This window comes from Corynebacterium ammoniagenes DSM 20306 (assembly GCF_001941425.1).
In the GTDB taxonomy this organism is placed as follows: Bacteria; Actinomycetota; Actinomycetes; order Mycobacteriales; family Mycobacteriaceae; genus Corynebacterium; species Corynebacterium ammoniagenes.
In genome coordinates, this window is record NZ_CP009244.1 from 1,676,543 (window position 1) to 1,701,787 (window position 25,245).

General features: G+C 52.1%; 22 protein-coding genes and 2 tRNA genes. 9 read left to right on the forward strand and 15 right to left on the reverse strand.

What is annotated here, in order from left to right; all coding sequences use genetic code 11:
• Positions 1 to 217: 217 nt before the first annotated feature.
• The 3 genes from CAMM_RS07690 to CAMM_RS07700 are packed head-to-tail and all read right to left on the reverse strand — an operon-like array spanning position 218 to position 3,175.
• Positions 218 to 1,516 (reverse strand): SLC13 family permease, encoded by a 1,299-nt coding sequence (locus CAMM_RS07690; protein ID WP_003848823.1) that lies wholly within the window; start codon positions 1,514 to 1,516, stop codon positions 218 to 220.
• Positions 1,513 to 2,457 carry a 3-hydroxyacyl-CoA dehydrogenase gene (locus tag CAMM_RS07695; protein WP_003848821.1) on the reverse strand — a complete coding sequence of 315 codons (945 nt, stop codon included), beginning with the start codon at positions 2,455 to 2,457 and terminating at the stop codon, positions 1,513 to 1,515. The genes CAMM_RS07690 and CAMM_RS07695 overlap by 4 nt, the downstream gene beginning before the upstream one ends.
• The gene (locus tag CAMM_RS07700) at positions 2,450 to 3,175 is read right to left on the reverse strand and encodes an SDR family oxidoreductase (RefSeq protein WP_040356071.1); all 726 of its coding nucleotides are present in this window, start codon (positions 3,173 to 3,175) and stop codon (positions 2,450 to 2,452) included. The genes CAMM_RS07695 and CAMM_RS07700 overlap by 8 nt, the downstream gene beginning before the upstream one ends.
• A gap of 187 nt (positions 3,176 to 3,362) precedes the next feature.
• Here CAMM_RS07700 and CAMM_RS07705 point away from each other — a divergent pair, with 187 nt between their 5' ends.
• Entirely contained in the window at positions 3,363 to 4,304 is a 942-nt protein-coding gene (locus tag CAMM_RS07705) for a LysR family transcriptional regulator (RefSeq protein WP_003848816.1), read from the forward strand.
• Between the two features lie 60 nt (positions 4,305 to 4,364).
• Here CAMM_RS07705 and CAMM_RS13110 read toward each other — a convergent pair whose 3' ends face one another.
• Entirely contained in the window at positions 4,365 to 5,102 is a 738-nt protein-coding gene (locus CAMM_RS13110) for a dihydrofolate reductase family protein (RefSeq protein WP_040356068.1), read from the reverse strand.
• Between the two features lie 197 nt (positions 5,103 to 5,299).
• Here CAMM_RS13110 and CAMM_RS07715 point away from each other — a divergent pair, with 197 nt between their 5' ends.
• Positions 5,300 to 7,786 carry an excinuclease ABC subunit UvrA gene (locus CAMM_RS07715; protein ID WP_003848813.1) on the forward strand — a complete coding sequence of 829 codons (2,487 nt, stop codon included), beginning with the start codon at positions 5,300 to 5,302 and terminating at the stop codon, positions 7,784 to 7,786.
• 162 nt (positions 7,787 to 7,948) lie between these two features.
• Here CAMM_RS07715 and aldA read toward each other — a convergent pair whose 3' ends face one another.
• From aldA to CAMM_RS07740, 5 genes are all read right to left on the reverse strand, one after another.
• Positions 7,949 to 9,391: an aldehyde dehydrogenase gene (aldA, locus tag CAMM_RS07720; protein WP_040356064.1), complete on the reverse strand. Its 1,443-nt coding sequence runs from the start codon at positions 9,389 to 9,391 to the stop codon at positions 7,949 to 7,951.
• 30 nt (positions 9,392 to 9,421) lie between these two features.
• Positions 9,422 to 10,309 carry a 4-hydroxy-tetrahydrodipicolinate synthase gene (dapA, locus tag CAMM_RS07725; RefSeq protein WP_003848808.1) on the reverse strand — a complete coding sequence of 296 codons (888 nt, stop codon included), beginning with the start codon at positions 10,307 to 10,309 and terminating at the stop codon, positions 9,422 to 9,424.
• Between the two features lie 2 nt (positions 10,310 to 10,311).
• Positions 10,312 to 11,115 (reverse strand): amidohydrolase family protein, encoded by an 804-nt coding sequence (locus tag CAMM_RS07730; protein ID WP_040356190.1) that lies wholly within the window; start codon positions 11,113 to 11,115, stop codon positions 10,312 to 10,314.
• A 10-nt stretch (positions 11,116 to 11,125) separates the two neighbouring features.
• A complete protein-coding gene (locus tag CAMM_RS07735; protein WP_003848804.1) occupies positions 11,126 to 11,920 on the reverse strand; it encodes an SDR family oxidoreductase in 795 nt (264 codons plus the stop codon).
• A 101-nt stretch (positions 11,921 to 12,021) separates the two neighbouring features.
• A complete protein-coding gene (locus CAMM_RS07740) occupies positions 12,022 to 12,813 on the reverse strand; it encodes an IclR family transcriptional regulator (RefSeq protein ID WP_003848802.1) in 792 nt (263 codons plus the stop codon).
• A gap of 209 nt (positions 12,814 to 13,022) precedes the next feature.
• Here CAMM_RS07740 and CAMM_RS07745 point away from each other — a divergent pair, with 209 nt between their 5' ends.
• The 4 genes from CAMM_RS07745 (at position 13,023) to CAMM_RS07760 (ending at position 16,931) form a co-directional block, all read left to right on the forward strand.
• Positions 13,023 to 14,306 carry an enolase C-terminal domain-like protein gene (locus CAMM_RS07745; RefSeq protein ID WP_040356057.1) on the forward strand — a complete coding sequence of 428 codons (1,284 nt, stop codon included), beginning with the start codon at positions 13,023 to 13,025 and terminating at the stop codon, positions 14,304 to 14,306.
• Between the two features lie 48 nt (positions 14,307 to 14,354).
• Complete coding sequence (fucP, locus tag CAMM_RS07750; protein ID WP_003848797.1) at positions 14,355 to 15,689, forward strand: L-fucose:H+ symporter permease; 1,335 nt, start codon at positions 14,355 to 14,357, stop codon at positions 15,687 to 15,689.
• The gene (locus tag CAMM_RS07755) at positions 15,682 to 16,104 is read left to right on the forward strand and encodes an RbsD/FucU family protein (protein ID WP_003848794.1); all 423 of its coding nucleotides are present in this window, start codon (positions 15,682 to 15,684) and stop codon (positions 16,102 to 16,104) included. The genes fucP and CAMM_RS07755 overlap by 8 nt, the downstream gene beginning before the upstream one ends.
• A 236-nt stretch (positions 16,105 to 16,340) precedes the next feature.
• Entirely contained in the window at positions 16,341 to 16,931 is a 591-nt protein-coding gene (locus tag CAMM_RS07760) for a VanZ family protein (RefSeq protein WP_003848792.1), read from the forward strand.
• Positions 16,932 to 17,373: 442 nt separating this feature from the next.
• Here the strand turns inward: CAMM_RS07760 and CAMM_RS07765 are convergent.
• The 3 genes from CAMM_RS07765 to gltX all read right to left on the reverse strand — a co-directional run bounded on the left by CAMM_RS07765 (position 17,374) and on the right by gltX (position 19,218).
• Positions 17,374 to 17,446: transfer RNA gene (locus tag CAMM_RS07765), tRNA-Glu, on the reverse strand.
• Positions 17,447 to 17,487: 41 nt separating this feature from the next.
• Positions 17,488 to 17,559: transfer RNA gene (locus tag CAMM_RS07770), tRNA-Gln, on the reverse strand.
• A 162-nt stretch (positions 17,560 to 17,721) separates the two neighbouring features.
• Positions 17,722 to 19,218, reverse strand: a complete 1,497-nt coding sequence (gene gltX / locus CAMM_RS07775) for a glutamate--tRNA ligase (RefSeq protein ID WP_040356055.1) — start codon at positions 19,216 to 19,218, stop codon at positions 17,722 to 17,724.
• A 160-nt stretch (positions 19,219 to 19,378) separates the two neighbouring features.
• Here gltX and CAMM_RS07780 point away from each other — a divergent pair, with 160 nt between their 5' ends.
• The 3 genes from CAMM_RS07780 to CAMM_RS07790 all read left to right on the forward strand — a co-directional run bounded on the left by CAMM_RS07780 (position 19,379) and on the right by CAMM_RS07790 (position 21,708).
• Positions 19,379 to 20,488 carry an isochorismate synthase gene (locus CAMM_RS07780; RefSeq protein WP_003848788.1) on the forward strand — a complete coding sequence of 370 codons (1,110 nt, stop codon included), beginning with the start codon at positions 19,379 to 19,381 and terminating at the stop codon, positions 20,486 to 20,488.
• 262 nt (positions 20,489 to 20,750) lie between these two features.
• Positions 20,751 to 21,344, forward strand: a complete 594-nt coding sequence (locus tag CAMM_RS07785; RefSeq protein WP_040356052.1) for a TetR/AcrR family transcriptional regulator — start codon at positions 20,751 to 20,753, stop codon at positions 21,342 to 21,344.
• 4 nt (positions 21,345 to 21,348) lie between these two features.
• Positions 21,349 to 21,708: a DoxX family protein gene (locus CAMM_RS07790; RefSeq protein ID WP_003848784.1), complete on the forward strand. Its 360-nt coding sequence runs from the start codon at positions 21,349 to 21,351 to the stop codon at positions 21,706 to 21,708.
• 92 nt (positions 21,709 to 21,800) lie between these two features.
• Here CAMM_RS07790 and CAMM_RS07795 read toward each other — a convergent pair whose 3' ends face one another.
• The 3 genes from CAMM_RS07795 to CAMM_RS07805 form a co-directional block, all read right to left on the reverse strand.
• A complete protein-coding gene (locus CAMM_RS07795; RefSeq protein ID WP_003848782.1) occupies positions 21,801 to 22,613 on the reverse strand; it encodes a fumarylacetoacetate hydrolase family protein in 813 nt (270 codons plus the stop codon).
• 111 nt (positions 22,614 to 22,724) lie between these two features.
• The gene (locus CAMM_RS07800) at positions 22,725 to 23,363 is read right to left on the reverse strand and encodes an exonuclease domain-containing protein (RefSeq protein WP_003848780.1); all 639 of its coding nucleotides are present in this window, start codon (positions 23,361 to 23,363) and stop codon (positions 22,725 to 22,727) included.
• Positions 23,364 to 23,381: 18 nt separating this feature from the next.
• Positions 23,382 to 25,238 carry a DUF294 nucleotidyltransferase-like domain-containing protein gene (locus CAMM_RS07805; protein ID WP_003848779.1) on the reverse strand — a complete coding sequence of 619 codons (1,857 nt, stop codon included), beginning with the start codon at positions 25,236 to 25,238 and terminating at the stop codon, positions 23,382 to 23,384.
• Positions 25,239 to 25,245 lie beyond the last annotated feature (7 nt).

Sequence of the window (25,245 nt, forward strand, 5' to 3'; positions counted from 1 at the left end):
CGCGACCGTATGTGGGTCGCGATTAAGTGAATCGCCTGTGGACGAAAAGGCTATCAGCCTCCGCTCGCAGGCGATTCCGCTGTTCCTGGGTAGCCGGATAATTCCTCATCTTCTTTACAAACTGCCACTGAACCAAAATTCACTCCACTACGGCTGTTCCATAATTTCGCCATAGTGGAGTGAGACAGAAGTGAGCCAGTTATGCGACTAGCAGTACCTATAGTTGTGGGAATCCAAAGACCAAAGGAGTTATCACTGCGATCATGATAGTCAGCACTATTGTGATCGGAGCACCAAGCTTCAAATAGTCACGGAACCCGTATCCTGCTACCAGGGTTTGAGACATCGCAGTACCGCCGATCGGAGTGGCAATTGAGGCATTAGAAGCAATTGCGATGGCTAGTACAAAGACGAATGGGTGGTAGCCAACGCCTACTGCAATGCTGACGAAGATTGGCACCATCATCGCGGCGACTGCCGTATTAGACATAATGTTTGTCAATACCACCGTGACGACCACTGCAATTGCTAACAGGACCGCGGGGCTCTCGCCGACGATGGCTACAGACCATTCGCCTACGAGTTTGCCTGCACCACTGTCGTTCATGCCGGCAGCAATGCCCTGAGCGAACGCAATCAATAGCACCGTGTTCCAGTCAAGCTGGGCCATAGCCGTTTTGAAGTCGATACACCCAGTCGCGAGAACAATCGCCGCGCCAATCAGTGCAGTAATTTCAATGGGAAGCAGGCCAAACATGAAGCTAATGACACAAAATACAAGCGTCAATGTTGCAACCCAAGTTTTCCACGTTACTTTGACGTCTAAAGAGCCTTCTGCGTCGTCTGCTCCGACTGTGGAATGGTCCTCAAACTTGAAGAATTTCCGTTCCATGTTGTAGCCGATAGTCATCATGTAAAGAATCAGCACGAGCAACATCGGGATTGCGATTGGGGCAAAGTCAAACATCCCCAGCTCGCCGTAGCCTGACTCAGACATGATGCCACTAGCAACTGGTTGAGAGGTCGAGCCGACGAGCGTAATCGTTCCGCCGACCGACGCCGCCATTCCAAGTGGCATCAAGAGATTTTTGTTCGTCAGATGACCGGAAGCAGTGGCGACCATACCGCCTACCAAGGGGATAAAAGTTGCCATTAAGGCGGTATTAGAAAGAAATGCTGAAGCAATACCTGCAACCAGCATCAAGACGCCAAGTAATGCCCGCTCGTTCCTGGCAACGCGAGACTTCAATATCTTTTTGCCGAGGATGGTAATAGCACCGGTCTCAAACAGCGCATAGCCTACAATCAGCATGCCGAAGACCAGCAAGGTTACTGGCGTTGCAAACCCTGAGTAGACCTGCTTGAAGTCCATTGCACCGACGAGTGCCAGAACAATCGATGAGATCAGCGCTGTCAAAGCGATTGGGATTCTATCCAGAAGAAAAATGACCAGCGTTGCAATAATGATTAGCAGGGTTACGTGCTCAATGCCGATCCCGCTTAGTAAATCTGTCATGCTTGTTCACCTCCATTGTGATTTTTTACTGCCAGGTTCTTCAGTAGCTGTTCATCGCGCCACTGAACACGTTGCTCCCACTGGTCAATTGGGAGAATTTCTCTCCGTTGTTGTTCAACTTTTTGTACGAGGTCAGGAGTCCAGGGGTCGTGCTGTCCACGTTCTGCACCCTGACGTTCATAGGTTGGGCCAAGTTTTTCGGCATGGGACCGGATGCCTCCACGAGTATTCAAGTCCGCTACTTCAAAGGGGCCCATGAAAAACCATCGCTTTCCAAGGCCTTCTCGTACGACCATGTCGATGTCATCTACGTCGGCAATGCCATCGCGGACTAACGCATATGCTTCGCGGAGCATGGCGCCTTGAAGCCGATTGAATAAGAATCCCTCGATTTCCTTCTTCAACTGGACCGGCTTCATTCCCACGGAACGATAAAAGTTGGACGCAGCACGCACAATCTCAGCGTCAGTACTTGGTGATGGGACAATTTCGATGACAGGCAGTAGATGAGGTGGGTTTCCTGGATGAGCAACGATGGTCTGCTGCTCAACTTTTAATCCGTTCGCACTTTCTGAGGCAGGAATCGCAGAAGACGAACTTGCGATTACGGTGTCGGAGGACACCAAGTCTGACAGCTGTTGGAAAATTGCGCGCTTCAGTTCTACTTTCTCCGGCACGCATTCTTGAACAAGCCCTGCACCTGAAACAGCTTCTTCCAGTGACTGACTTAGAGAAATCTTCTCTAAAACATCCTGTGCATCAACCCCACTGACAGGTTCCATTGCAGTTGCTTTAGCTAGGAGCTCAGTCTCAATTGCAGCTCTGCGTTCTGTATCCGGTTCAAAGATGCGTACGGCTTGTGCACCACCCGCAAAGATGATGGCGAATGAGACTCCAATTGAGCCTCCTCCGATGATGGCAACTTCGTTTATCTTAGACATCGGAAAGCCCCACTGTGATTCCACCGCAGACGTATGCAGTCTGCCCAGTTACAAATCCCGTTCGCTCGTCTAAGAAGTAGGACACAGCATGAGCGACGTCCTCTGGCTTGCCCATCTTCTTCAGCGGCACCGATTCAATGATCCTTTGTGTCTCCGGTGAATCGGAAGGGTTCGCATTCAGGAATAGATCCGTTGCGATCGGCCCAGGGGCAACGGCATTTGAGGTAATACCGTGGGCACCTAATTCCAAAGCCCAGGTGCGCGTCATTCCAAGCATGCCTGCTTTTGTTGCGGAATAGGCAGTCCGCTTCAACTTGCCCAGCGCAGCCCTCGAACTAATAGATACAATGCGTCCAAAGTTCTGGTCAATCATCCCAGGTGTCAAAGCTTGCGCGCATTGGAATGCGGACCGCAGATTTAGGGACACGGCTGACTCAAAAGACTCCAAGGTTTGGTGCTCGAGCGAATCTGGGAACACCGCACCCACGTTGTTGACGAGTCGCGTTATTGGCCCATCAGCGAGAACCGTATTCAGCGTATCAGCGGTCGCGGCGGAGTCTGAAAGATCGCAATGGATTGCTCCATCACCCTCACGATCCAAAATGATTACGTCGTAGCCGTCTTCGTGGCAGCGCTGCGCAATAGCTGCTCCAATTCCATGCGTTCCACCGGTGATTAGCACGCGTTCTTTTGGCGACGTCTCGTTTGTTACCGACAATCTCTTTCCCTTCTTCGGAAGCAATCACACAACTGCCTTTCACTGCGAGCAATTGTGAGTTGACCAATTTGCAGAACATGAACTCATTCACCTTGGCCAATAAAAAGAGACGCTACGCACACTAATTAGAATGATCCAATATACTAATCACATGTAGCATTAACTTTCTTTATAACGAGTGGTGGAGATGGATACGAGACTGTACGAAGCTTTTGTGGTTCTTTCTGAGGAACGTCATTTTTCCCATGCAGCTGACATACTGGGCGTGTCTCAACCCATAGTTAGTCAACGGATTAAGAAGCTCGAAGCTGAGCTGGGAATTTCGCTCATTATTCGCACCGCGCGGCCAGTGGCTCTCACACGTGGTGGAGAATCCGTACTGCCATTTGCCAAGCAATTGTTAGAGGCGCAGTATCACTCAAAACGCGTGTCAAAGTTTGATCCTGACTCTCCCATTGGCACAGTGCGAATCGGATACGCAGGCGCATCCGTTAATCATCTTTTGCCGAAAATGGTTGGCGCGACCAGGCGGATCGCCCCAGGGATCGACTTAAAGCTTCACCCAATGGTCTACGCCGGCAGGACTCAAGGACTGGTCCTCAACGGTGAGTTTGACCTTGCATTTTCTCGCCTGCCGCTGACTCACCCCGAGCTTACGGAAAGAATCGTAGAGTACGAACGCGTAATCGTTGCGGTCCCAGAATCACATCCGCTGGCCGCACACGACGAAGTAGACATCTCAGATTTAAAGGATGAACCCTGGATCCTATTTCCTGCCCAACGAGGATCTGCTTTACGGGATACCGGCATCCGGCTCGCGCAAAGCTATGGTTTTACTCCTCGCATTGCTCAGGAGGGTCCCGATTCCTACGCCATCTTGAGCATGGTCGCTGCTGGCCTCGGTGTCACCATTACTCTAAGTTCAGTGGCTCATATTCAAGTATCAGGAGTTAAGTTCATTGAGCTTTCCGGTGAACCACGGTACTTGGTAGCAACATTGGTGAATTGGCCGAATCCTTCACCGGCAGCTCAAATTGTCTTGGACGCTTTTGAAAAACATTGGCCGACCCCGGAGCAACCAGACGGAAGAATTCTCGCATTCGATCCCAAGACCAGCCCGTTCCGATAGAAGAGCACCAATCAAGGCAGCTCTACAAGGTGCGGAGCTGACACGAGGAAAAGTATGACGCTATTCGGTAATCTCCCCGACCACGTCATAGCGCAACCACACGCTGCCGTCTTCGAGGGCTTCGACGTTTTTCAGCGCGAACTCGTAGGGTGCGGGTGTTGTGAAGTCGTCGTTGGCTTCAAATAATGAGTGGGTGTGACGCTCGCCGTCGGCGGTGGGCATAAGAACTAGGCTTAGTTCATCGCAGAGGCCTTGGCGTAGCATCGACCAGTTCAACGTTCCGCCGCCACCGAGGATGATTTCTTCGGTGTGAAAGACTTCGCCAATCTTGCGTACGGCTTCGGCCATATCGAGCTCGCTATCCCCAGCGATGATGTAAGAAACGCCCACGGAGCGCAGGTGGGCTTTGAAAGCATCGCTGACGTAATTGGGGATGAGTTCTACGATGTGTGCCTCGACATCGAAGTAGTTAAAGCTACTGCGGTCCCATTTCAAGGAGCCTTTCCGGTCGACGGCGAAATAGTGCATGGTGGCATCGGGATCCGCGATGAAATCTCCCGCTGGCACGGGTTCGGTGGGCTCAGGAAGTACGACATCGGATACGTCGCCGAGGAATGCCCGACTGGTACCGGTGCCACTAATCCAGCTGCGGTGTTGGGAATAGTAGCGGTCTTTACCCAACATCAGATCAAAATACAGCTTCTGCGAGCGCATGCCGATATCAGTGGGGTTGGCAATGCCGTCAATCTTGCCATTGAGCAAGGTGTGCATGTGGCAAATAATTTTGGGACGTGACATGACAGTTTCTCCTCATCGTCGGGTGCGATGCCGCCCAGTGTAGTAATGGCTAGAGACTTAGTGCGGGGCGCGGATATGGGGTGCAGGGTGCACCGACAAGCGAATGCATAGTGCTCAGCGAACACTCTTACTTCAGGCCTACAGTGGTAAAAGAGTCCTTTCCTTTTATTGACCGCTGACTAGAAAGTTGATGCGACATGAGCAACCAGGCACCGGATCACATTCGCGTTCGTGGTGCGAAAGTACACAACCTGCGCGAAGTGGACGTGGATATTCCGCTGAACTCTTTGGTGGGTATCGCAGGGGTGTCGGGCTCGGGAAAGTCCTCGTTGGCCCTCGGTGTGCTGTATGCCGAAGGCTCCCGGCGCTATATTGAGGCGCTGTCGACCTATACCCGCCGGCGGATGTCGCAATCCCCGCGTGCGCAGGTGGATTCGGTAGAACATGTCCCGGCGGCGCTCGCGCTGCGGCAACGGCCTGCGGTACCGGGGATTCGCTCGACGTTTGGTACCTCGACAGAGTTGCTCAACGTGTTGCGGCTGATGTTTTCGCGTCTATCGTCGCATACCTGCCCCAATGGCCACCGCGTGGAACCGACTATTAGCGTCGCGGCGGAAACGCCTTTTTATTGTCCGACCTGCGGTGAGCAGGTCCACCCGCCGGGAGCAGAAGAGCTGTCGTTTAACTCCTCAGGTGCGTGTCCAACGTGTGAGGGCACGGGCACGGTGCGCAGTGTTGATGACGCAGCGCTTATCCCGGATCCGTCGAAGACCATTGATGAGGGGGCGATTGTGCCCTGGCAAATGTTTGGTTTTAATGTCCAGCCCGATATTGTTCGCGAATTTGGCGTGCGCACGGATGTGCCGTGGAACAAGCTGCGCGAGGACGAAAAGCAGATTGTGCTCGATGGGCCGGAGGAGAAAAAGCACATTACGGTCTCTACCAAAAAGGGCGTGCATGAGCTGGATTTCACCTTTCGCAATGCGCGTTTAACGGTGACAGAAGAGCTCAAGCGCGCCGATACGGAGAAGCGTTTGGCCAAAGTCAGCCGCTTTCTCCACGAAGGTACCTGCTCTGAGTGCCACGGCACGCGGTTAAGCCCGAGGGCGCGCACCCCGGTCATTGGCGAGCATAACCTGGCGGATATCACCGCGATGACCTTGGATGATGCCCTCGCATGGTCGCAGTCGGTACCGGAGCACCTGCCGGCGGACATGCAGCGCATGGCAACAGGGTTAGCCACTACTTTTGCGGAGATGGCTCGGCGTCTTATTGAACTGGGTCTGGGTTATCTCTCGCTCGATAGGGCCGGTTCCACCTTGTCCACCGGTGAGCGCCAGCGCGTTCAGCTTGCCCGCGCCGTGCGCAACCGCACCACCGGCGTGTTATATGTCCTGGATGAGCCTTCCATTGGCTTGCACCCAGTCAACGTTGAAGGCTTGTTGGGTGTCATGCGCGATTTGCTTGACGATGGCAACTCCGTCATCTTCGTCGACCACGACGTCCAAGTACTACGCGCGGCTGATTGGCTCATTGAAATCGGCCCCGGTTCTGGCAAAGAAGGCGGCACGGTCATTGCGGAAAATATTCCTGAGAAACTCGCCGATTCGAAAAAGTCCCTGTTGGCGGGCTTTCTCACGGGTGAGAAGGAAGCGATCGTGAGGGACATCGTCAAGCCTGATGACGTCTTTGCCTTGGGCGCGATCTCTCTGCGCACCGACACTATCCATACCGTGGCTGCGCTGAGCGTTGATATCCCCCTTGGGCGTCTGACCGCTATTACTGGTGTATCTGGTTCAGGCAAAAGCACCTTGTTGATGGAAACCCTGGTACCAGCGCTACATGCGCAAAGTACTGCCGATGCGGCGATGCCTTCGCATGTGCGCGAGCTCCACGCGCCTGATGACGTCAAAGTCCAAGTTGTCGATGCCACCCCCATTGGCCACAACGTCCGCTCCACCGTGGCCACCTATTCGGGAGTAATGGATCAGCTGCGCAAGAACTACGCGGCGACCGATACCGCGCGTGCCGATGGTCTCAGCGCCTCTGATTTCTCCTATAACACCGGCTCCTTGGCCTGCCCGCGCTGTGAAGGGACTGGTGAAATCACCCTCGATGTGCAATTTCTCCCCGATCTCGACATCGTCTGCCCCGATTGCGACGGCAGCCGCTACGCACCTGAGGCCGCAAAGTATCTGCGCGGGGATATCTCCTTACCCGCGCTGTTGCAATGCACGGTGCGCGAGGCCATGGAGCACACCGACGACCTACCCAGCGTTCACCGCAAGCTGACCAAACTAGAAGAACTGGGCCTGGGCTATCTCACCCTCGGTGAGGCCACCCCTGCCCTTTCCGGCGGTGAAGCACAACGCCTCAAACTGGTCAGCCAAATGAACCGCGATCAAACAGGCACCGTCTTCGTCCTCGACGAACCCAGCGTGGGTCTGCACCCTCTCGATGTTCAAACACTTCTCGGCGTACTCGACAAGCTCACGGCCAAAGGCGCCACCGTCATCGTGATCGAACACGACCTGGACCTTATCGTCAACGCCGACCACGTCATCGACCTTGGCCTGCGCGAGGACAACACCGGCAGCGAGATTATCGCCACGGGCTCCCCTGCCGACATCGCCAACAATGCCAACTCGCTGACTGGAAAGTATTTGGCTCACAAGCTCGAGTAGCTAACCTGCGCATAGATATTCAAAGATCCGAGGGCGCTTATCCGCACTCCGCTGCGCAATTGAGAAGCCCTTAGACTGTAAAAATTCACGAACATAAGAAATGGGCCTGGCTCAAGTAAAGTACTCAAACCAAGCCCATTGTCCACATCAGCTCTTACACGATTACAGCTGCGACTGAATATAGACAGTGTGTGTTTCTACAAACTCCATCAAACCGTGCTTGCCATCGGCACCACCAATTCCTGATTGCCGACGCCCAGCATGGAACCCCTGCATTGCTTCGAAATTCTCACGGTTGATATAGGTTTCGCCGTACAGCAGTTCACGGGAAGCCTTCATCGCCTTGTTCAGGTTTTCAGTGTAGACGGATGAAGTTAAACCATATTTCGAGCTATTCGCAATGTCGATAGCTTCATCAAGATCTTTAACTTTGACCACAGGTATGACTGGACCGAAGATTTCATTCCGCGCGATATCGGACTCCGGATCTACCCCCGTCAGGATTGCGGGTGCATAGAAGTTTCCTGACTCGAGCTCAGCCGGGACTTCGATCTCAGTGACCAACGTAGCTCCTTCGTCTACTGCCTTCTGCACCATACCCGAGACCTTCTCGACAGCCGCCCTATTAATCAGTGGTCCCATATCGATATCTTCATCTTTGAGTGGGTCACCGAATCGCGTGGTTTCAAATTTGGTTTTCAGTTTCTCTACGAACTCATCGTGGACTGATTCTTGGACCAAGACGACTTCGGCGCAGTTGCACACCTGGCCGGTATTGATGACCCGTGAGTTCCAAGTTGCATCGACAGCTAGATCCAAATCAGCATCATCTAACACAATAGCTGGTGCTTTACCGCCGAGTTCAAGATTTACTCGCGTCAAATTGGCTGCTGCGTCGGCCATGATTTGCTTGCCGGCTTTAACCGAACCCGTCATTGTGACCATATTGACCTCTGGGTTTGAGGTCAGCTTCTGGCCCGCTGTCGCACCTCGACCGCCGATCATATTGAACACGCCATTGGGCAATCCAATGCGATCAACAAGTTCAGCAAACTCAAAGGCAATAATTGGAGTCTCTTCGCTGGGCTTGATCACGATCGTATTTCCTGTAACGGCGGCAGGGGCAAACTTTCGTGCAACAAGGAAGAGTGGGAAATTCCATGGCAAAATTCCTGCTACGACACCCATCGGTTGATAGGTAAGAAAGATTTGTTCACCGGGACGATCTGAAGGGATGACTTCGCCTTCAACACGTCGCGCAAACCCTGCCATGAAATCAATATAGTCAGCGGTAAAATTCACCTCGGTAGTAGCGAGCGCCTTGGTCTTTCCCTGCTCAGTGATCAAAATGTCGCGAAATTTTTCAACATTCTCCCGCAGCAGCGTCGCCAAATCCGTGAGATAGCCTGCACGCTCAATAGCTGGCAATTTAGCCCAAGCAGGCTGTGCAGTACGCGCCGCCTGAACCGCTGATTCAACCGTATTTTCGTCTGAGTCAGGAGTCTGTCCTAATACCTCACCGGTAGATGGATTCAGTACTTCAATGAAGTTACCTGCAGGCACAAATTGCCCGTTAATATAGTTTGAATATTCTTTTTGAGACATGGTTTCCTTACTTTCCATAAACGATAGTTTTTACTTGCGTCCGAACTTTTCGACGATTTTCTCGACCGACTCTTGCTCCTCGTCCGTCAGTTCTATAAACGGCTCTCGGGTGGCAGTGTTCAAATCTGATAAATAGCGACTCTTAACGGCAGTCTTAATGGTGTGAATGAACTGATCCCCTATGGCGTAAATTTGCATCAGCTCCGAGACATCGCTTGCCAATCGTTTCGCCGTGTTGATTTCGCCGGACTCAATGGTTCTGTGCATCTCTGCGAAAAGATCAGGGAAAACATTCGTTAAGCCGGAAATAATTCCAACTCCACCCGCGATTCGGTTGGGAAAATAGTACTCATCAAAGCCGGAGAATACTGCGAATGAGTCATCAGTAGCTGCAATCACACCTCGGGTGTGAGAGATGTTGTCAACGGTGTCTTTGATTCCCACAATATTGGAATGAGCCTTGGAAAGTTTTCCGACTAATTCCGGAGACAGGTCACTTCCAGTGCGGTCCGGAAAGTTGTACAAGATCAATGGAAGATCTACAGCTTCTGCTAGCTTGCCGAAATATTGTTCCGCCGCCGCTTCACTAGGACCGAAATAGTAAGGGCTGACTACAACTGCACCATCTGCACCTGAGTCTTGAGTATGCTTTGTTAAGTTGATTGTGTCGTTGAGTCTTGTGTTGCCAGTTCCAACGAGAACTTTGGCTCGACCAGCGATCTCTTTGACAGCAAAGTCAATTATGTCTCGTTTTTCTTGCTCGTCGAAAGCATAGAACTCACCAATACTTCCTAGTATCAGGATGCCGTCTATACCATTTTCGATTAAAAAATTAAGATGCTGAGACCAGACTTCAAAGTCTACTTTGCCCTCATTTGTAATCGGGGTGATTGAAGGGCAATAAATTCCTTTAAACACTTTTATCCTTTCAATTTATATACGCGCTGTGCGTTGTGAGAGAAAACGTCGGCATCGTCACCGAAGAAGCTTCTGAGTAGCTCTAAGTTTTCTTGGACGCTGGAGTTGAGTTTCACCACAGGCCAATTAGATGCGTATAACAACTTCTCACGTGAGAACGTGCTTTCCAGCAAACCAAGAACCTTTTGGCTGAATTGAGGTTGATCAGCGGGGAGGCCTGATATTTTGCAATACACATTCGGCAACGCCGCCAAGCTTTCAATCGCTTGGATGTATTGGTCATCAAGTCGAGATACATTGCCACAGTGATTCAAAACGACGACTGTTTTGGGGACCGTCGCGCAAGCTTGGAAGAGATCTGACAGTTCTTCCTCACGAATGACCGCTTCGAACACAGTGTTTTGGTCAGCCAGGGCTTCAAGGCCCTGCAAAAAGCTGTCTTGAAGGCATCGTCCACGCGGAATGTCCGAGTTGTGCAAGACCTCACGCACCCCAACGAAATCGCTAGCGACCGAAATCGTTTCGGTTAGTCGTTTATGGGTTACGGAGCCGATTAATGCCGGTACCTGCTCCATTAACGTGAGGATCTTATGGTCCTCAACTGACGAATCAGTTGTATCGGCTTCAATGTGGATGAGCCCTTCCAGAGCTACGTCTGGTACTTTTCGGTACTCGTCAATCAGCTCTTCGATGCTGAAGCTTCGCCTTAGCAGGGCTACATCGTCAGAAGCATTAAGCCAATCCAATGTTTGTTCCTGCAGGTCCCAAACATGGAAATGGGAGTCGATTATCTTCAATGGAGACACTAGTTGCACCTCACTCTATGGTCAGAGCCCTATCTAAGTGAACATATCCGCCGTCGACGAACACGAATTGACCGGTCGTATGGGAGGACCTGCTCGAGAGTAGGAAGGCAGCCGTGTCTCCGATTTCCTCGACAGTCGTCATCCTCTGACCAAGGGGAATATTCTGCGTGATTGACTGCAAACGCGCCTCTTGTTCATTCTCATCACCAAAGGATTGAATCCACTTTTGGTAGAGCGGCGTCCAGGCCTCTGCAACAACGATTGCATTTACACGAACTTCATCAGCAGCTAGTGCGGCAGCCCATTCGCGCGTAAGACCCAAAACAGCACCCTTGGCAGCAGCATATGCAGAAGTCTTACCCTGACCAGTCAATGCAGTTTTTGAGCCAATGTTGAGTACTGCGCCCTGCGATTCCTTAAGGAATCCAACGGAAGCATGAACCAGCTCGTAGTAGTGAGTCAAATTTCCGTGAATTGACTGTTCGAACTCTTGCCAAGTCGTAGTTTCCAGATCTCGGTTATCGTTTGTGCCCGCATTATTAACGATTCCGTTGATTCGTCCATATTTCTGGTGCACGTTATTAACAATGGGGGCGATTTTGTCCGTGTCATTGAGATCAATGCTGATCACTTCATATGTCGCGCCCAAATTATCGAGCTCAGTGCGGTAATCGTCTGGCAGATCATTTCGATCCAGAATTACCGGAATAGCACCCTCACCTGCTAGTGAAAGAACAATTCCCTTGCCAATCCCTTTAATTCCGCCGGTAACGAGAAATACCTGGTCCTTTAACCGTAAATCCATAAGCAGCCTCCTGTTCTACTGAATGAAACTCTGTTCCATATCTTTGATAGTAACGCAGACCACAACACATGCAACTCATTTCAAGAAGTTTGTTAGATAACTCACGTCAGCTTTCGGCGCGACCACTCCGCACGAGCCATCTTCGGCGAGCCTAAATCCTCCGAGATCGCAGATGCGATGTCAGTAATCACGGGAGCAAACTCACGCACCTCTTCGATTGAATTCTCCAGAGCCAAAGAAGTCATTGAGATTGCATGGGAAATGTTTCCGGAATGGTCAAATATGGGCGCCCCAATACAACGAATGCCCGGAACATTCTCTTCATCGTCGACGCTATACCCATCGAGCCGCACCTGCGCTAAGGTTTCTCGCAACTTTGTTGAATCAATGATCGTGTTGGGAGTCTTCGGGGCCAACTCTGCAATGGAGAAATAGTCCGCCAGCGCTTCCGAATCAAATCCGGAAAGCAAACATTTACCTATCGCAGTGGAATGCAAAAACATACGCTGACCAACTCCCGAGGGAATGCTATACGGGGTACTACCGCTTTGCTTCGTAATATAAATGGCTTCAAACTGGTTCAAAGCGCCGACATGAGCGGTGTACCCCATCTTTGCCGACAAGACCTTCAAGTGCGGAGCTGCAATCTTAGAAATATCGATATTCCTAAATGCTTCACCCGCCAATTGCAGCGAAGCCGGGCCCGCAAAGTATTCACCAGATTCAGAAACAGCGACGAATCCAAATTCGAGCAGCGACTTCAAAATTCGATGCACCGTGGCTTTCGCAAAGCCAGTCGCACTAACAATTTCGGTAAACCGCTCATATTTAATCGCTGCCTGCAACACGATAAGCGTCTTATCTGATGCCGCATACTGACGTCTCTCACTCATAACATCTCCATTCGCTCGATTTCACTGACATATTGCCATATCCATTACAGAGACCATTAATGCAAATGTAATCCGAAAAACTCCTTGCGGCCGAACGTGATTCACGATACATTCTCTATCGAGAGCAAAAGAAACTCAGTTCCGAGTGGCGGAACACATGCAGGCTTTGCTTGAAGATTCGCCGTTCAAAATCAAACGAAAGGAATTAAATGAGCAAGATTTCGAAGATCTCAACGTTCGATCTACGCTTCCCCACTTCATCCACACTTTCTGGTTCTGATGCTATGAATCCAGATCCTGACTATTCTTCTGCCTATCTCGAGGTGGAAACGGACGCAGATGACGGAATCAAAGGAGTTGGTTTCGTATTCACGATCGGACGCGGTAACGACGTAGTGATTAAGGCAATCGAGTCTTTATCAGAACGATTCATCGGTATGTCCATTGAGCCTCTTTTGGATGACATGAAAACCGCGTGGGACATGTTGGTACACGATTCGCAGCTGCGTTGGCTCGGACCTGAAAAAGGAGTGGAACATATGGCAATCGGAGCCATGCTCTCCGCACTCTGGGATATCAAGGCAAAGCGCGCTGGAGTTCCTTTGTGGCAGTTGCTTGCCGAAATGGAACCTGAAGAATTAGTTGCGACTCTGGACTTCCGCTATCTCACTGATGTTCTCACCCCTGAAGAAGCTGTTGAGATTCTGCGTCGCGGACAGGAAGGCAAAGCCGAACGTATGCAGCACCTCTTGGATAATGGATATCCAGGATATTCCACGGCTGCAGGATGGCTCGGTTATAGCGATGAAAAGATGGTTTCACTCGCTGCGTCGGAATCAACTGAAAAAGGGTTCGACCTGATTAAGTTGAAGGTCGGGCAAAATCTGGAGGATGATCTTCGCCGCTTGAGGCTGGCTCGCGAAGCAATCGGCAGCAACGTCCGGTTGGCAGTTGATGCCAACCAGGTATGGGATGTGGATGTCGCTATCGACTGGATACAACAGTTCAAGGACTTTGAACTTGAATGGGTGGAAGAACCTACGAGCCCAGACGACGTTCTAGGTCATGCGCGTATTGCACAGGCTGTACACCCGATCCCGATCGCAACCGGCGAGCAAATGCAGAGCCGTATCCTGTATAAGCAATATCTTCAAGCAAATGCATTTGAAGTCATGCAAGTGGATGCGACACGAGTTGCGGGACCTCAAGAGCTAATAATCGAGTACCTCCTAGCTCACAAATTCGGGAAGAGAGTTTGCCCGCATGCCGGTGGTGTTGGACTGTGCGAGGCTGTGCAGCATTTCGCAATGTTCGACTACATAGCAATTTCGGGTAGGACCGAAGGTCGCTATATCGAATATGTCGATAATCAGCACGAACATTTCGTCACACCCGTCGAAATCAAAAATGGCAACTATATGCCACCTCTCGCGCCTGGCAATAGCTGCGAGATGACTCTCGAAACCGCAGAAAAGTACCTTTACGCCCCATAGTCCCTGCCCGAGCTCTCAAGATTCTTCAGATGAAATCTAAGGAAAATAATGACTTCAATCAGCAAACCCAGCCCAAATGAAGCGGCTGAGGAAGACAAAAAGTCAAAGGGTAGTTTCGTCTACCCGGGTCTTCTACTACCTTTCGGGCTAATCGTAGCCTGTTTTGCGGCGTGGGGTATTTCGACAGACCTAACCGCTCCAATGGTTAACGTGTTCAGTTCTGTTTTCGACATGAGTGCGTTCCAATCTGCTCTGGTTCAGTTTGCCTATTATGGCGCATACTTCCTACTGGCGATTCCTGCGGCAATGCTCAATACCCGCTTTGGTTTCAAAGGTGGCGTAGTCATCGGCATGTCCTTGGCAGCCATTGGTGCGTTCCTCTTCTTCCCGGCCGCTGAAATCATGACATATGGAACCTTCTTACTTGCACTTTTCGTACTCGCAGGTGGTTTGTCAATTGTTGAAACCTCCGCTAACCCATTCGTTATGTCGTTGGGGCCAGAGAAAAACGCGACTCGCCGTTTGAATTTCGCCCAGGCGTTTAATCCCATCGGTTCAAACTTGGGTGTCTTAATGGCAACCCTGCTTGTCGCACCTCATATCGGTAATGCGGCAGAACGTGCATCACTGCCTGAGGCGGAAGCTCTCGCACAAACGTCGTCCGAACTGGAACGGGTGATGGTGCCCTATATTATTTTGGGTGTTCTCTATGCAGTCCTAGCCATCTCCATCTTCTTCGTGAAAATCCCTAAGAATAAGCGGATGGAACAAACAGATTCAAATACTGTCACTAAAGGCGTGTTCCGTCGCCTGTGGAACAATGGCAACTACCGCTTTGGTGTTATTGCTCAATTCTTTAACATCGCTGCACAAACCTGTATTTGGACATTCATTCCATTCTACGTCCAACACACTCTCGGAGCTTCCCATGAAGCTGCGGACTGGTGGCTGCAGCTCTCCCTTATCTTCTTCCTTGTCATGCGCTTTGTCATGGTCTGGCTAATGGGAAAGTTCGACAGCAAGAAGCTGCTCGTCGTTATGTGCGTACTGGGAACAGTTTTCACGATTATCGGTATTGTGTCTGGAAATGTCATTGGCGCTGTTGCCATTGCTGCTCTTTCCGGTTGCATTTCGCTCTTGTTCCCCACTATCTACGGCGTAGCGCTCAGCGGAGTTGGTGCTGACACCAAATTTGCGTCATCTGGCCTGGTCATGGCAATTGTCGGCGGCGCTATCGCTCCGATGCTTCAAGGTGCACTGACGGACGCAACTAATCCTCAGATTGGTTTCTCCTTCGTTGTCATTTGCTTCCTAGTAATCGGTGCATTTGGTATCTATTCCATCAAAAACGGTATCCATACACATGAGGACGCCAATGCTTAACAACATCTCTCCACTGATTTCACCTAATCTCCTCAAAGTCCTTGCAGATATGGGGCATGGGGACGAAATTACGATCGCGGATGCTCACTACCCTGTGCAAGGCTCTGCAGAAACGGTAATCCGATTGGACGGCGTTAAGATTCCGAAGCTCTTGGATGGAATTTTGCAGCTTCTCCCGCTTGACGATTATCACGACTGGCAATACGCACTAATGCAGACTGTTGGTGACGACGAAGACCCCGTAATTTGGGAAACATACCGGGAGATACTCGACAACCACGGGAACCATGTTCCACATACTTTCGAGCGATTCGAATTTTATGAATATGCTAGAAAGTCGTGCGCAACTGTGATTACCGGTGAAACTGCGCAGTACGGCAACATCATTTTACGCAAAGGAATTGTTACGGAATAATACTTGTAACTCCGTCGGTCTATCGAAACCGATTTGAAAACCTCAGAGAGGGATTAAAGCGGGCTTCCTAATCACCGCTTTAATCCCTCTTTTGCGCTCAGAGGCGCTATTGAAATAGAGGTATCCTGCGACAAGCTTCACTTATTTCCATTCGTGATTCCTATTTAGGTTGTTTCCGGTAAATAAGGCAGTCTTGTTAGTGCTCACGGCACCCATAACTAGCTTAAGATATTTCCATGAATTCCCGTGCCCGAAAACCGGTAGCCCGTATCCCAGTCTTCATTGCACTCGTGGCCTACTGCGGCATAATTATCTCGTTGACGATGCTCAAGGCTTTCTTCATGATCGGGCTTTTATGGCAGCCAGAAAACCAACGAGTTCGAGGACTGTCGTTTGTTCCGCTCAATGACTTGTGGGAATCTGCAAGCCTATTTACCCAGATCTTCGGCTACGGTGGCAATTTCGCGTTCTTTGTCCCCTTCGGGGTGCTGGCATACCTCCTGGTCGGTCGCATCGGCGCAACCACACTGATAGGTGCAGGGTTTTCTTTACTCATCGAGGTTTCCCAGTACATTTTCCAGCTGGGCTTCAGCGATATTGATGATCTGCTTTTTAACACGCTAGGCACCGCTGCTGGTGCTTTCATTGCGTCGCTATTTGGCTCACGGGCGCAATGGGTCTGGGTAACGCTGACTGCGGTGCTCACGGTGGTATTTATTGTCTTGGTTATCTTAGGACCAAGCTTGGGCGATCCTGACCGCGTAGCCGAGGTCAATGCGTCCGGAATTCCTTATGAAAATGGCTTCTCGGGACGTAGCGGAGCGTAGCGTAGCGCACCAGAGACAAAGACTATTCGTGCCTGCCTGCAGATACCGGGCTCTTCCTAAAACGACGCAAGAAGCTTTGTGTATCGACGACAGTTCCTGGCTCTGGATTTGAGCAGTGAAGCATATTGGCGTGAATGGGGCGAGCTCCCGCGCTACCTGCAGACGCTCCCCTGCCCTCACTACTAATCGAGGGGCATCGTGACAACCACATCACTTTTCACCGGATTGCACTATGCCAAACGGAAGAATCATCCATTAGGATCCAAAGAATCTCTAAGCAACGGGCCTTTGATTATGCAGAAGCAGACGAGTCAACCTCGACTACGCCGCATGGCTAAAAGAGCTGGGCTGAGCCATATCGTCGCCTTCACCGATGTCAATCCGGAGGCCGTGAGTGCAAGATTCCCTCCAACCAGACTTCGGTTGGAGGGAATCTTATTTGTACCCCGTACGGGATTTGAACCCGTGTTACCGCCGTGAGAGGGCGGCGTCCTAGGCCGCTAGACGAACGGGGCATTAGGACGTGACTGCGCTAATTTCTTAGCAGTAATCACTGCTGGCCTACCAGGACTCGAACCTAGAACGACGGTACCAGAAACCGCTGTGTTGCCAATTACACCATAGGCCATCATTGCGTACAGACTCGGCGTTCACCGCTCTGTGCAACGGTTTATTACTATATCCACTTCGCCAGACTTAGCCAAATCCCCAGCACAACGCGGTTTTCATTGTTGTAATTCGCAGCGTACTGAGGATTTCATCAAGCCCTATTGGTTAGTGCGGGCGAAAGTTACTCGGCGGGCTGCTCAGCAACCTGGAAAGGCGTCACAGCACGCGCGGCATTCAGACGTGCCAAGGTGGATTCCTTGCCAAGTAGGTCCATGGACTCAAACAAAGGTGGGGAGATAGCAGCGCCGGATACGGCAACACGTAGTGCGCCGTAGGCCTTGCGTGGTTTGAGCTCTAGGTCCTCGATGAGTGCCTTAGTCAGGGCAGCTTCGATATTCGGGGTATTCCACTCCTTAATAGCTTCTAGGGCGGTAATACCGGCCTCTAGTGGCTCAACCGCGTCTTCTTTGAGGTTCTTCTTCGCGGACTTTTCATCCTGGGTCAGCTCTTCGTCGGGGGTGACGAGGAACTTGAGGAGATCGTAGGCATCGGAAAGCACCTTGATGCGTGTTTGTACCAAGTCTGCTGCGATAGCGAACTTCTCACCGTCGTAATCGACTGGGAAATCTGTGTACTCGGTCAGGTAGTTGCGCAGGCGGAAGGCGAACTCTTCTGGGTCGAGCAAACGGATGTGGTCGGCGTTGATAGCTTCCAGCTTCTTCTGGTCAAAGCGTGCAGGGTTACCCAGCACGTCCTTGATGTCGAAGTTGGCGACCAGGTCATCGATGGAGAAGATATCTTCATCAGCAGACAGCGACCAGCCCAACAGTGAGAGGTAGTTGAGCATGCCCTCCGGGATGATGCCGTTATCGCGGTGGTTGAACAGGTTGGACTGTGGGTCGCGCTTGGACAGCTTCTTATTGCCCTCCCCCATAACAAATGGCAGGTGCGCAAATTCTGGGGTGAAGTCGGTAATGCCAATCTGCTTGAGCGCTTCGTACATCGCTAGCTGACGTGGGGTGGACGACAGCAAGTCTTCACCGCGCAGGACGTGGGTGATTTGCATCAGCGCGTCATCGACGGGGTTGACCAAGGTGTACAGCGGTGCGCCGTTGGAGCGTGCCACGACGTAGTCTGGCTGCGTTTCTGCTTTGAAGGTCATCTCACCGCGGACCAAGTCATTCCAGGACCAATCCTGCTGTGGCATGCGCAAGCGCCAGACTGGCTTGCGGCCTTCTGCCTCGAATGCGGCAACCTGCTCATCGGTGAGCTCGCGGTCGTAGTTGTCATAGCCCAGCTTCGGATCGCGTCCTGCTGCCTTATGTCGTTCTTCTACTTCTTCTGCGGTGGAATACGCCGGGTAGACCAACCCAGCTTCTTTAAGCTTGGCCAAGACGTCCGCGTAGATGTCCATGCGCTGCGATTGACGGTACGGCTCGTGTGGGCCGCCGGCGTCTACACCTTCATCCCAGCCCAGACCCAACCAGGTCAAGGAATCCAGGATGGCCTGATAAGACTCTTCCGAGTCACGAGCGGCATCAGTATCTTCAATACGGAAAATCAGCTTTCCGCCAGTGTGTCGTGCATAAGCCCAATTGAAAAGAGCAGTTCGCACCATACCAACGTGCGGAGTACCAGTGGGCGACGGGCAAAAGCGTACGCGTACTTCTTGAGTCATACCGACAATGTTAGACCACCTGGACTGCCTGCCTCCACAATGGGGAATAGCTTTTAAACCCAGCTTTCCTTTCCCGGTTGCGATGTGATTGCCCCGATGGCCCGCTATTTAATGGACGTAATTTTATTAGTTAATAACCCACGAAGTATTGTGGTTGGATATGTGTGCCCAACGCCCTATAACCGCGCCTGATTTCCTGTTGTCCCGTGCAACAGGTTCTGTGCGTACCCAGGGTTCGGTCAACACCTACACCGATGTCGATAAAGCCATCGATGATATTGAGGCACAGCGCGTAGAAATGGTGGTCGGCGCACTCCCTTTTGACCTGGATAAACCAGCCGCACTAACCGTGCCCAAAACAATTGTGCGCGAGCCTGCTGCATTGGAACCACCTGCATATTTCCGCATGCAGAACCTCAGCTCCGAGGTCTCTGGTGTAGATCCCGATCCACATGAGCACCTGCGTCGGGTGGAAGCTGCCGTAGGCACCATTAACGCTTCGCGTTTGGAAAAGGTTGTCCTGGCCCGCGCCGTGGATATCGAATTCAATGGCCCAGTCGACCCGTTGCTGGTCGCAGCGCGCCTGATCGATCTGTCGAATCACCGCGATGGCTTTGCTGCCGATCTCACCCCCGCGGGCTATGACGGTGCGATGCTCGTTGGCGCATCCCCAGAAGTCCTGGTGAAAAAGAAGGGCAATGTCGTCAGCGCTTATCCCCTAGCCGGCTCCGCCGCGCGCAGTGCGGATCCGGAAGAAGACCGTCTCGCTGGCGAGCGTTTGCTGGCATCAGATAAAGACTTGCGCGAGCACGCCTTTGTCGTCGACCACCTGGCCGAAATCCTCGCGCCGATGTGCGATACCTTCTACGCGCCTAATACTCCGCAATTGGTGAAAACCAATGAGATGTGGCACTTAGGCACACCTATTTCCGGCACCTTAAAAAAGCCCACCACTGCCCTAGAGCTTGCTGTTCGCTGCCACCCCACACCTGCCATCTGCGGCACCCCAACTGCTGCCGCAAAGTCTCTGATTTGCACCGCTGAAACCGACCGCGGTTTCTACTCCGGTGCCGTCGGCTGGTGCGACGCCTCTGGCGATGGTGAGTACATGGTTGCCATCCGCTGCGCAGAAGTCGCCGGAGACGGCCTGACTGCCCGCGCCTGGGCCGGCGGCGGCATCGTCGAGGACTCCGACCCCGAAGAAGAACTGGCAGAGACCACGGCGAAGCTGCAGACAATTGTGCGCGCCATGGGCATTCAGAATCTTTAAGCCAGTAATCCAATAAAATTGAGAAGCCCAAAGTTGCCTTAGGTTCTCCCGCGAACCAGGCCAAGTCCGAGCCCAGGTTCTCAAGTTCGCTCGTTCCCCAACGAGCAATGTCCGCGCCTTCAATACCGAATGATGATTCGGTCTCATTGGGCAATATTCGTTGGAACCAATAATCACTCCTATTGTCCCACTCATCTGCGCGTGTTACATTAAACATGTTCACTGAACGCGTTTAATTAATACTTCCACAAGGATGTGGCTAATGATCACCAATCGCGCCAAACTCAAACAGCAGACGCAAACACGCGTTATCGACGCAGCAACAACTCTTTTTCACGAGCTCGGGTTTGCGTCCACCACTATCCGCGATATCGCAGAGAAGGCCGGTGTGAGCGCAGGAACCGTCATCGGAGTCGGCGATAAGAATGCGTTACTGGTCAAAGTCTTTGATGATCTCATCGCCCAGGTACACACTGAGCGCGAGCAAATCTCCGTTGCCAGTGACAACACCGCGGACTCGTGTGTCTCGCGACTCGAGCGACTAGTGGAGCCGTTTATCAGTATCTTCACCACTAATCTCTCACTGTCACGATCCTATGCCGCAATTTTGGTTATGGGAACGCATCCCTCAGCCCTGTTTACAGAACTAGCAGGCCAACTAATAGGTGAATTTAGTACAGCAATTACCGCCGGCAACTGCACAGACCGCAAAAATGCCGAAGCTCAATCACGAGCCCTATATTCAGCATACGTCGGCGCCTTATTTACCTGGTCTGCGTCCGGCTTTACTGATGAGAATCAGCTGCGCACTTCCGTCCACAACGTTTTCACAGCCATCTGCACTTGCAGGGAGTAAAATAATGTCTCTTATTCCAGAACCATGGTGGCCGGTAGCACTGTTAGCTATTGTTCTTACCGGCGATATCGCAATGTCCATCCTTCCCATGAAGTTCATCCGAGATTGTCTTGAAGGAGTCAATTTCCCACGCGAGTGGTGGTGGACATTGCTCGTTATCAAGTCCTTGACTGTTGTTGGCTTAGTTGCCGGCATCTGGATTCCCGGAATCGCACTGGCTGCGACGATTGGTGTCATCGTCTACTTTACATGTGCGTCCTATGCTCACATTCGTGAACGTTTTACTGGCCAGGAATTTTGGCTCAACTGCCTGGGCATGCTCGCATTGTCCATTATTGTCCTAGGGCTATCCTTTATCTTCTAGCGGTCAGGCTCCCCCAACCAAGAAAAGCCCCTGGCCATGACCGCCACTACGATGTGGGGTGCTAGCCAGGGGTGCGAAATGCAGGTTAGAGACTAAGCATTCTCAATTGGGTTGGCCAGGATGCCGACCTTGGGGATTTCAATCTCAATGCGGTCGCCGTTGTACATCGGCGCGGTGCCTGCTGGGGAGCCGGTGGTGATGACATCGCCAGGCAAAAGCGTCATGGACTGGGAGATTTCGGCGAGGATGCCACCCATTTTGACGATCATCTGATTGGTGTTGGAATCTTGCTTCTGCTCGCGCTGGCCCTCGTGGGTCAGGTAAGCGTTGATCGGGTGATCATCAAGATCCAAAGCGTCCAGGTCGGTCTGAATCCACGGGCCGAGTGGGCAGAAAGAGTCAATGCCCTTGGCACGTGCCCACTGGCCGTCCTGGAATTGCAGGTCACGGGAAGAGACGTCATTGCAGATGGTAAAGCCTAAGACGTGGTCTTTCCAGTTGTTCGGGTCAATGTTTTTAGACACCTTGGAAATGACAACGGCCAGCTCACCTTCGAATTCCACGCGGGTGGCAAACTCAGGAATCTTAATGGGTGCCTCGGGACCGATCACTGCGGTCGAGGGCTTGATAAAGATGGTGGGTGGCAGGTGCTCTGCTGATTCTTTGAAGACTTCCGCGACGTGGTCGGCGTAGTTGCGGCCCAGTGCCACAACCTTGGTCGGCAATGAGGGCGCCAGAAGGCGTACCTCGTTGAGCTTCCACTCACGCCCGGTGGGTTCCGGGGTGGTGTATGGAGTGCCAGCGATTTCTTTGGCTACGAGCTTATCGCTTCGTGGGTCGTCGCTGTCGCCTTCAATGATGGCAAAGCAGATTCCGTCGGGGTGTGCAATTCGTCCTAAACGCATATTATCAATGCTACTAAATCACTTCTTTGCATACTTGCAAAGGATAAGGCTAACAAGTTTACAGCCCGGTTAATCGTGCTAAATCCATAAGCTTGTTAAGTTAGAGGACAATTAGATTTGCAGGTTTTTCTGCATATCCTTCAGCTTGGTCGGCGGGCGGTGCGCGGCCATCGCCAGATATAACTCCGCACATGCAATGGCATCGGTCAGCGCATTGTGGCTGGGATAATTGGGCAATCCATATCGCGCACGCACACGGCTTAGCCGCAGGTCTTCCCCGCGCGGATAGGTGCTCATGCGTTCCATGTGGCGGCGTTCGAGCGCGAAGGTATCGACTACCTCCAGGTGTGGCTCTTTGCCCCAGAGCTTTTTGCAGGCATGCGAATAAAAAGAGGTTTCAATGGGGGCGAAGTGCGCGAGCATCGCCTTGCCGCGCAAGTCCGCAGTGAGCTTATCGATGCCCTCTTCCAGTTCCATCCCCTTTTCCAAATCGCTATCGCGCAGGTGATGAATGGTCGCTGACTCCCCCACATCCACGCCTTTAATCAGTACGTACTGCGCGCCACTTAGTTGCACGCGGTTGTTTTTAATCGGCACCCAGCCAATGGAGACAATCTGGTGTTGTTTGGGTTTTAACCCCGTGGTTTCCATATCTACGGCAAGAAATTCCACGTCCTCGATGGGCGTATTGGGATCCGGGGAGTCCAATTCCAGGGTGCGGCGGGAGGAGAAGAAATCAAAAAGTGCCATGACTACACAGTCCCTTTCCTAGATATTGCGGACTGGGTACTTAGTCGCCAACGCATTTTGCATATTTTTAATAATGGAAAAGGCATCCCGAAGGTTTTCGCGTTCCATGCCGGACAGTTGCTTTGGGTCGATGTGATAATTCGGTTGTTGACCGGAGCGGATTTGGGATGCCTGGTATTTCAGGGTGATAGAGCGCAGATAGTCAAAGGCATCGAGTAAGTCTTCACTGCCTGCGCGACTGACTGTCTTGCCAGCAGATTGGCGCAGGCGCTCACGCGTTTCGACGATACTGTGCCCGGCAGAGAGCGCATAGAGCCGTGCCATTTGCACGATCGCTGCCGTGCCGCCCTTTTTCACATCCAAGGTGTTGGCGTATTCCCCGGAGCGTTCCACGACTAAGCCTTTGAAGAAGGTCAAGGGTGGCTCGCGCCGCGCGGCTAACGATGCTAGGTGCGCATGCATGCGCCGCGCATTCGTGCCCTGGCTGACAGCGGATTGATGCACTGCCTGGCCAAGTTCTTGGCTGCCGGCGATAACGCGGAAGTCGAAGAAGATTTGGGCATTGAGCAAGGCATCTGGCTCCGGAGCGCCAATCCAATTGGCAAAGGTATGCTCCCATTCCGATACCGTCATGCGCCATTGCGGATTCATGGCCATCATCTCACCCGGACACAACACTTGTCCTGCTCTATCTAGGCCCAAGCACACAAATTCGGTAAGTTTTTGGAAGTAGTCGTTGTGTTGGTCGTGGATAAAGTCATCGGAAAGCACCAGCGCATTATCTTGGTCCGAGGCTAAGACCATCTCGCGGCGACCTTGAGAACCGACGGCGACGAAGGCGAAATCCACCGGGGGCTTGCCGTATTTTTCAATGCCGAGGGTAAAAAGCCTCCGGGCCACGGCATCGGCGGCAATGGTGATCATGCCTGCAGTTTCTTCCGGCGCTGCCCCACTTTCAATCAACTGGGCGACCACCTTGGTGGTGCGGGTGAAGGCATCGGCGAGCTCATCCACGGAGTTTTTCCGCGACAAATCAGCAGTGAGAAAGACCGGGTCATTGTGCAGCAGCCGGGCGATGTCATTTTGCGTGACAATGCCGGTCACTGTGCCTTCGTCGACGACTGGCAGGTGGTGGATTTTGCGCTCTGACATGAGCATGAGGGCTTCCATGGCCAAAGACTCAGAGCTCAGCGTCAATAGCTTCGTGGTCATGACATCAGAGACCGGGCAGGTGGTTTCAATGCCTTCGGCCACCACACGCCCGCGCAAATCGCGGTCGGTGATAATGCCTAGCAGGGTGTCACGATCAAGCACCAGCAGCGAGGAAACATTGTATTCTTCCATGCGCTGTGCGGCCTCGCGGATGCTTAAGTCTGGCGGGCACGAGCGCGGCTTAGCAATTTTCACGTCGTGGATGTGCGTGCTTAATACATTGGTATTCGCGCCAGCATTGGTGATCTCCTCTGCGGCCGCACGAATGCGGCGAGATTGCGAGGAGTAAAAGCGCGCGATATCTGGGTTGCGCTTGGACAGCTTAGTAAAGGCCGCGCGCGGCATTTCATAGACCAAGCTATCTTCGACAGCCTCCATGCGATACCGCGAAGAATTTGTACCCAGCAAGGTGGAATAGCCAAACGTCAGCCCCGGATCGCGGCGGTCGAGCAGCACATTGTCTGGGCCTAGAATATCGATGGCGCCGGAGCGAATGATTCTTAAAAAGTCATTGGACTCTTCGTAGTCTAAAATAATTTCCCCGCGCCGGATATAGCGCACGGTCAATGTCGGCGCTAATTCCACAAGCTCTTCTTCCGGCAAATGCCGGAAGGGCTCGATGGACGCGAGGAAACTGTGAACCTCTTCTAATTCGACGCTCATGCGCCTT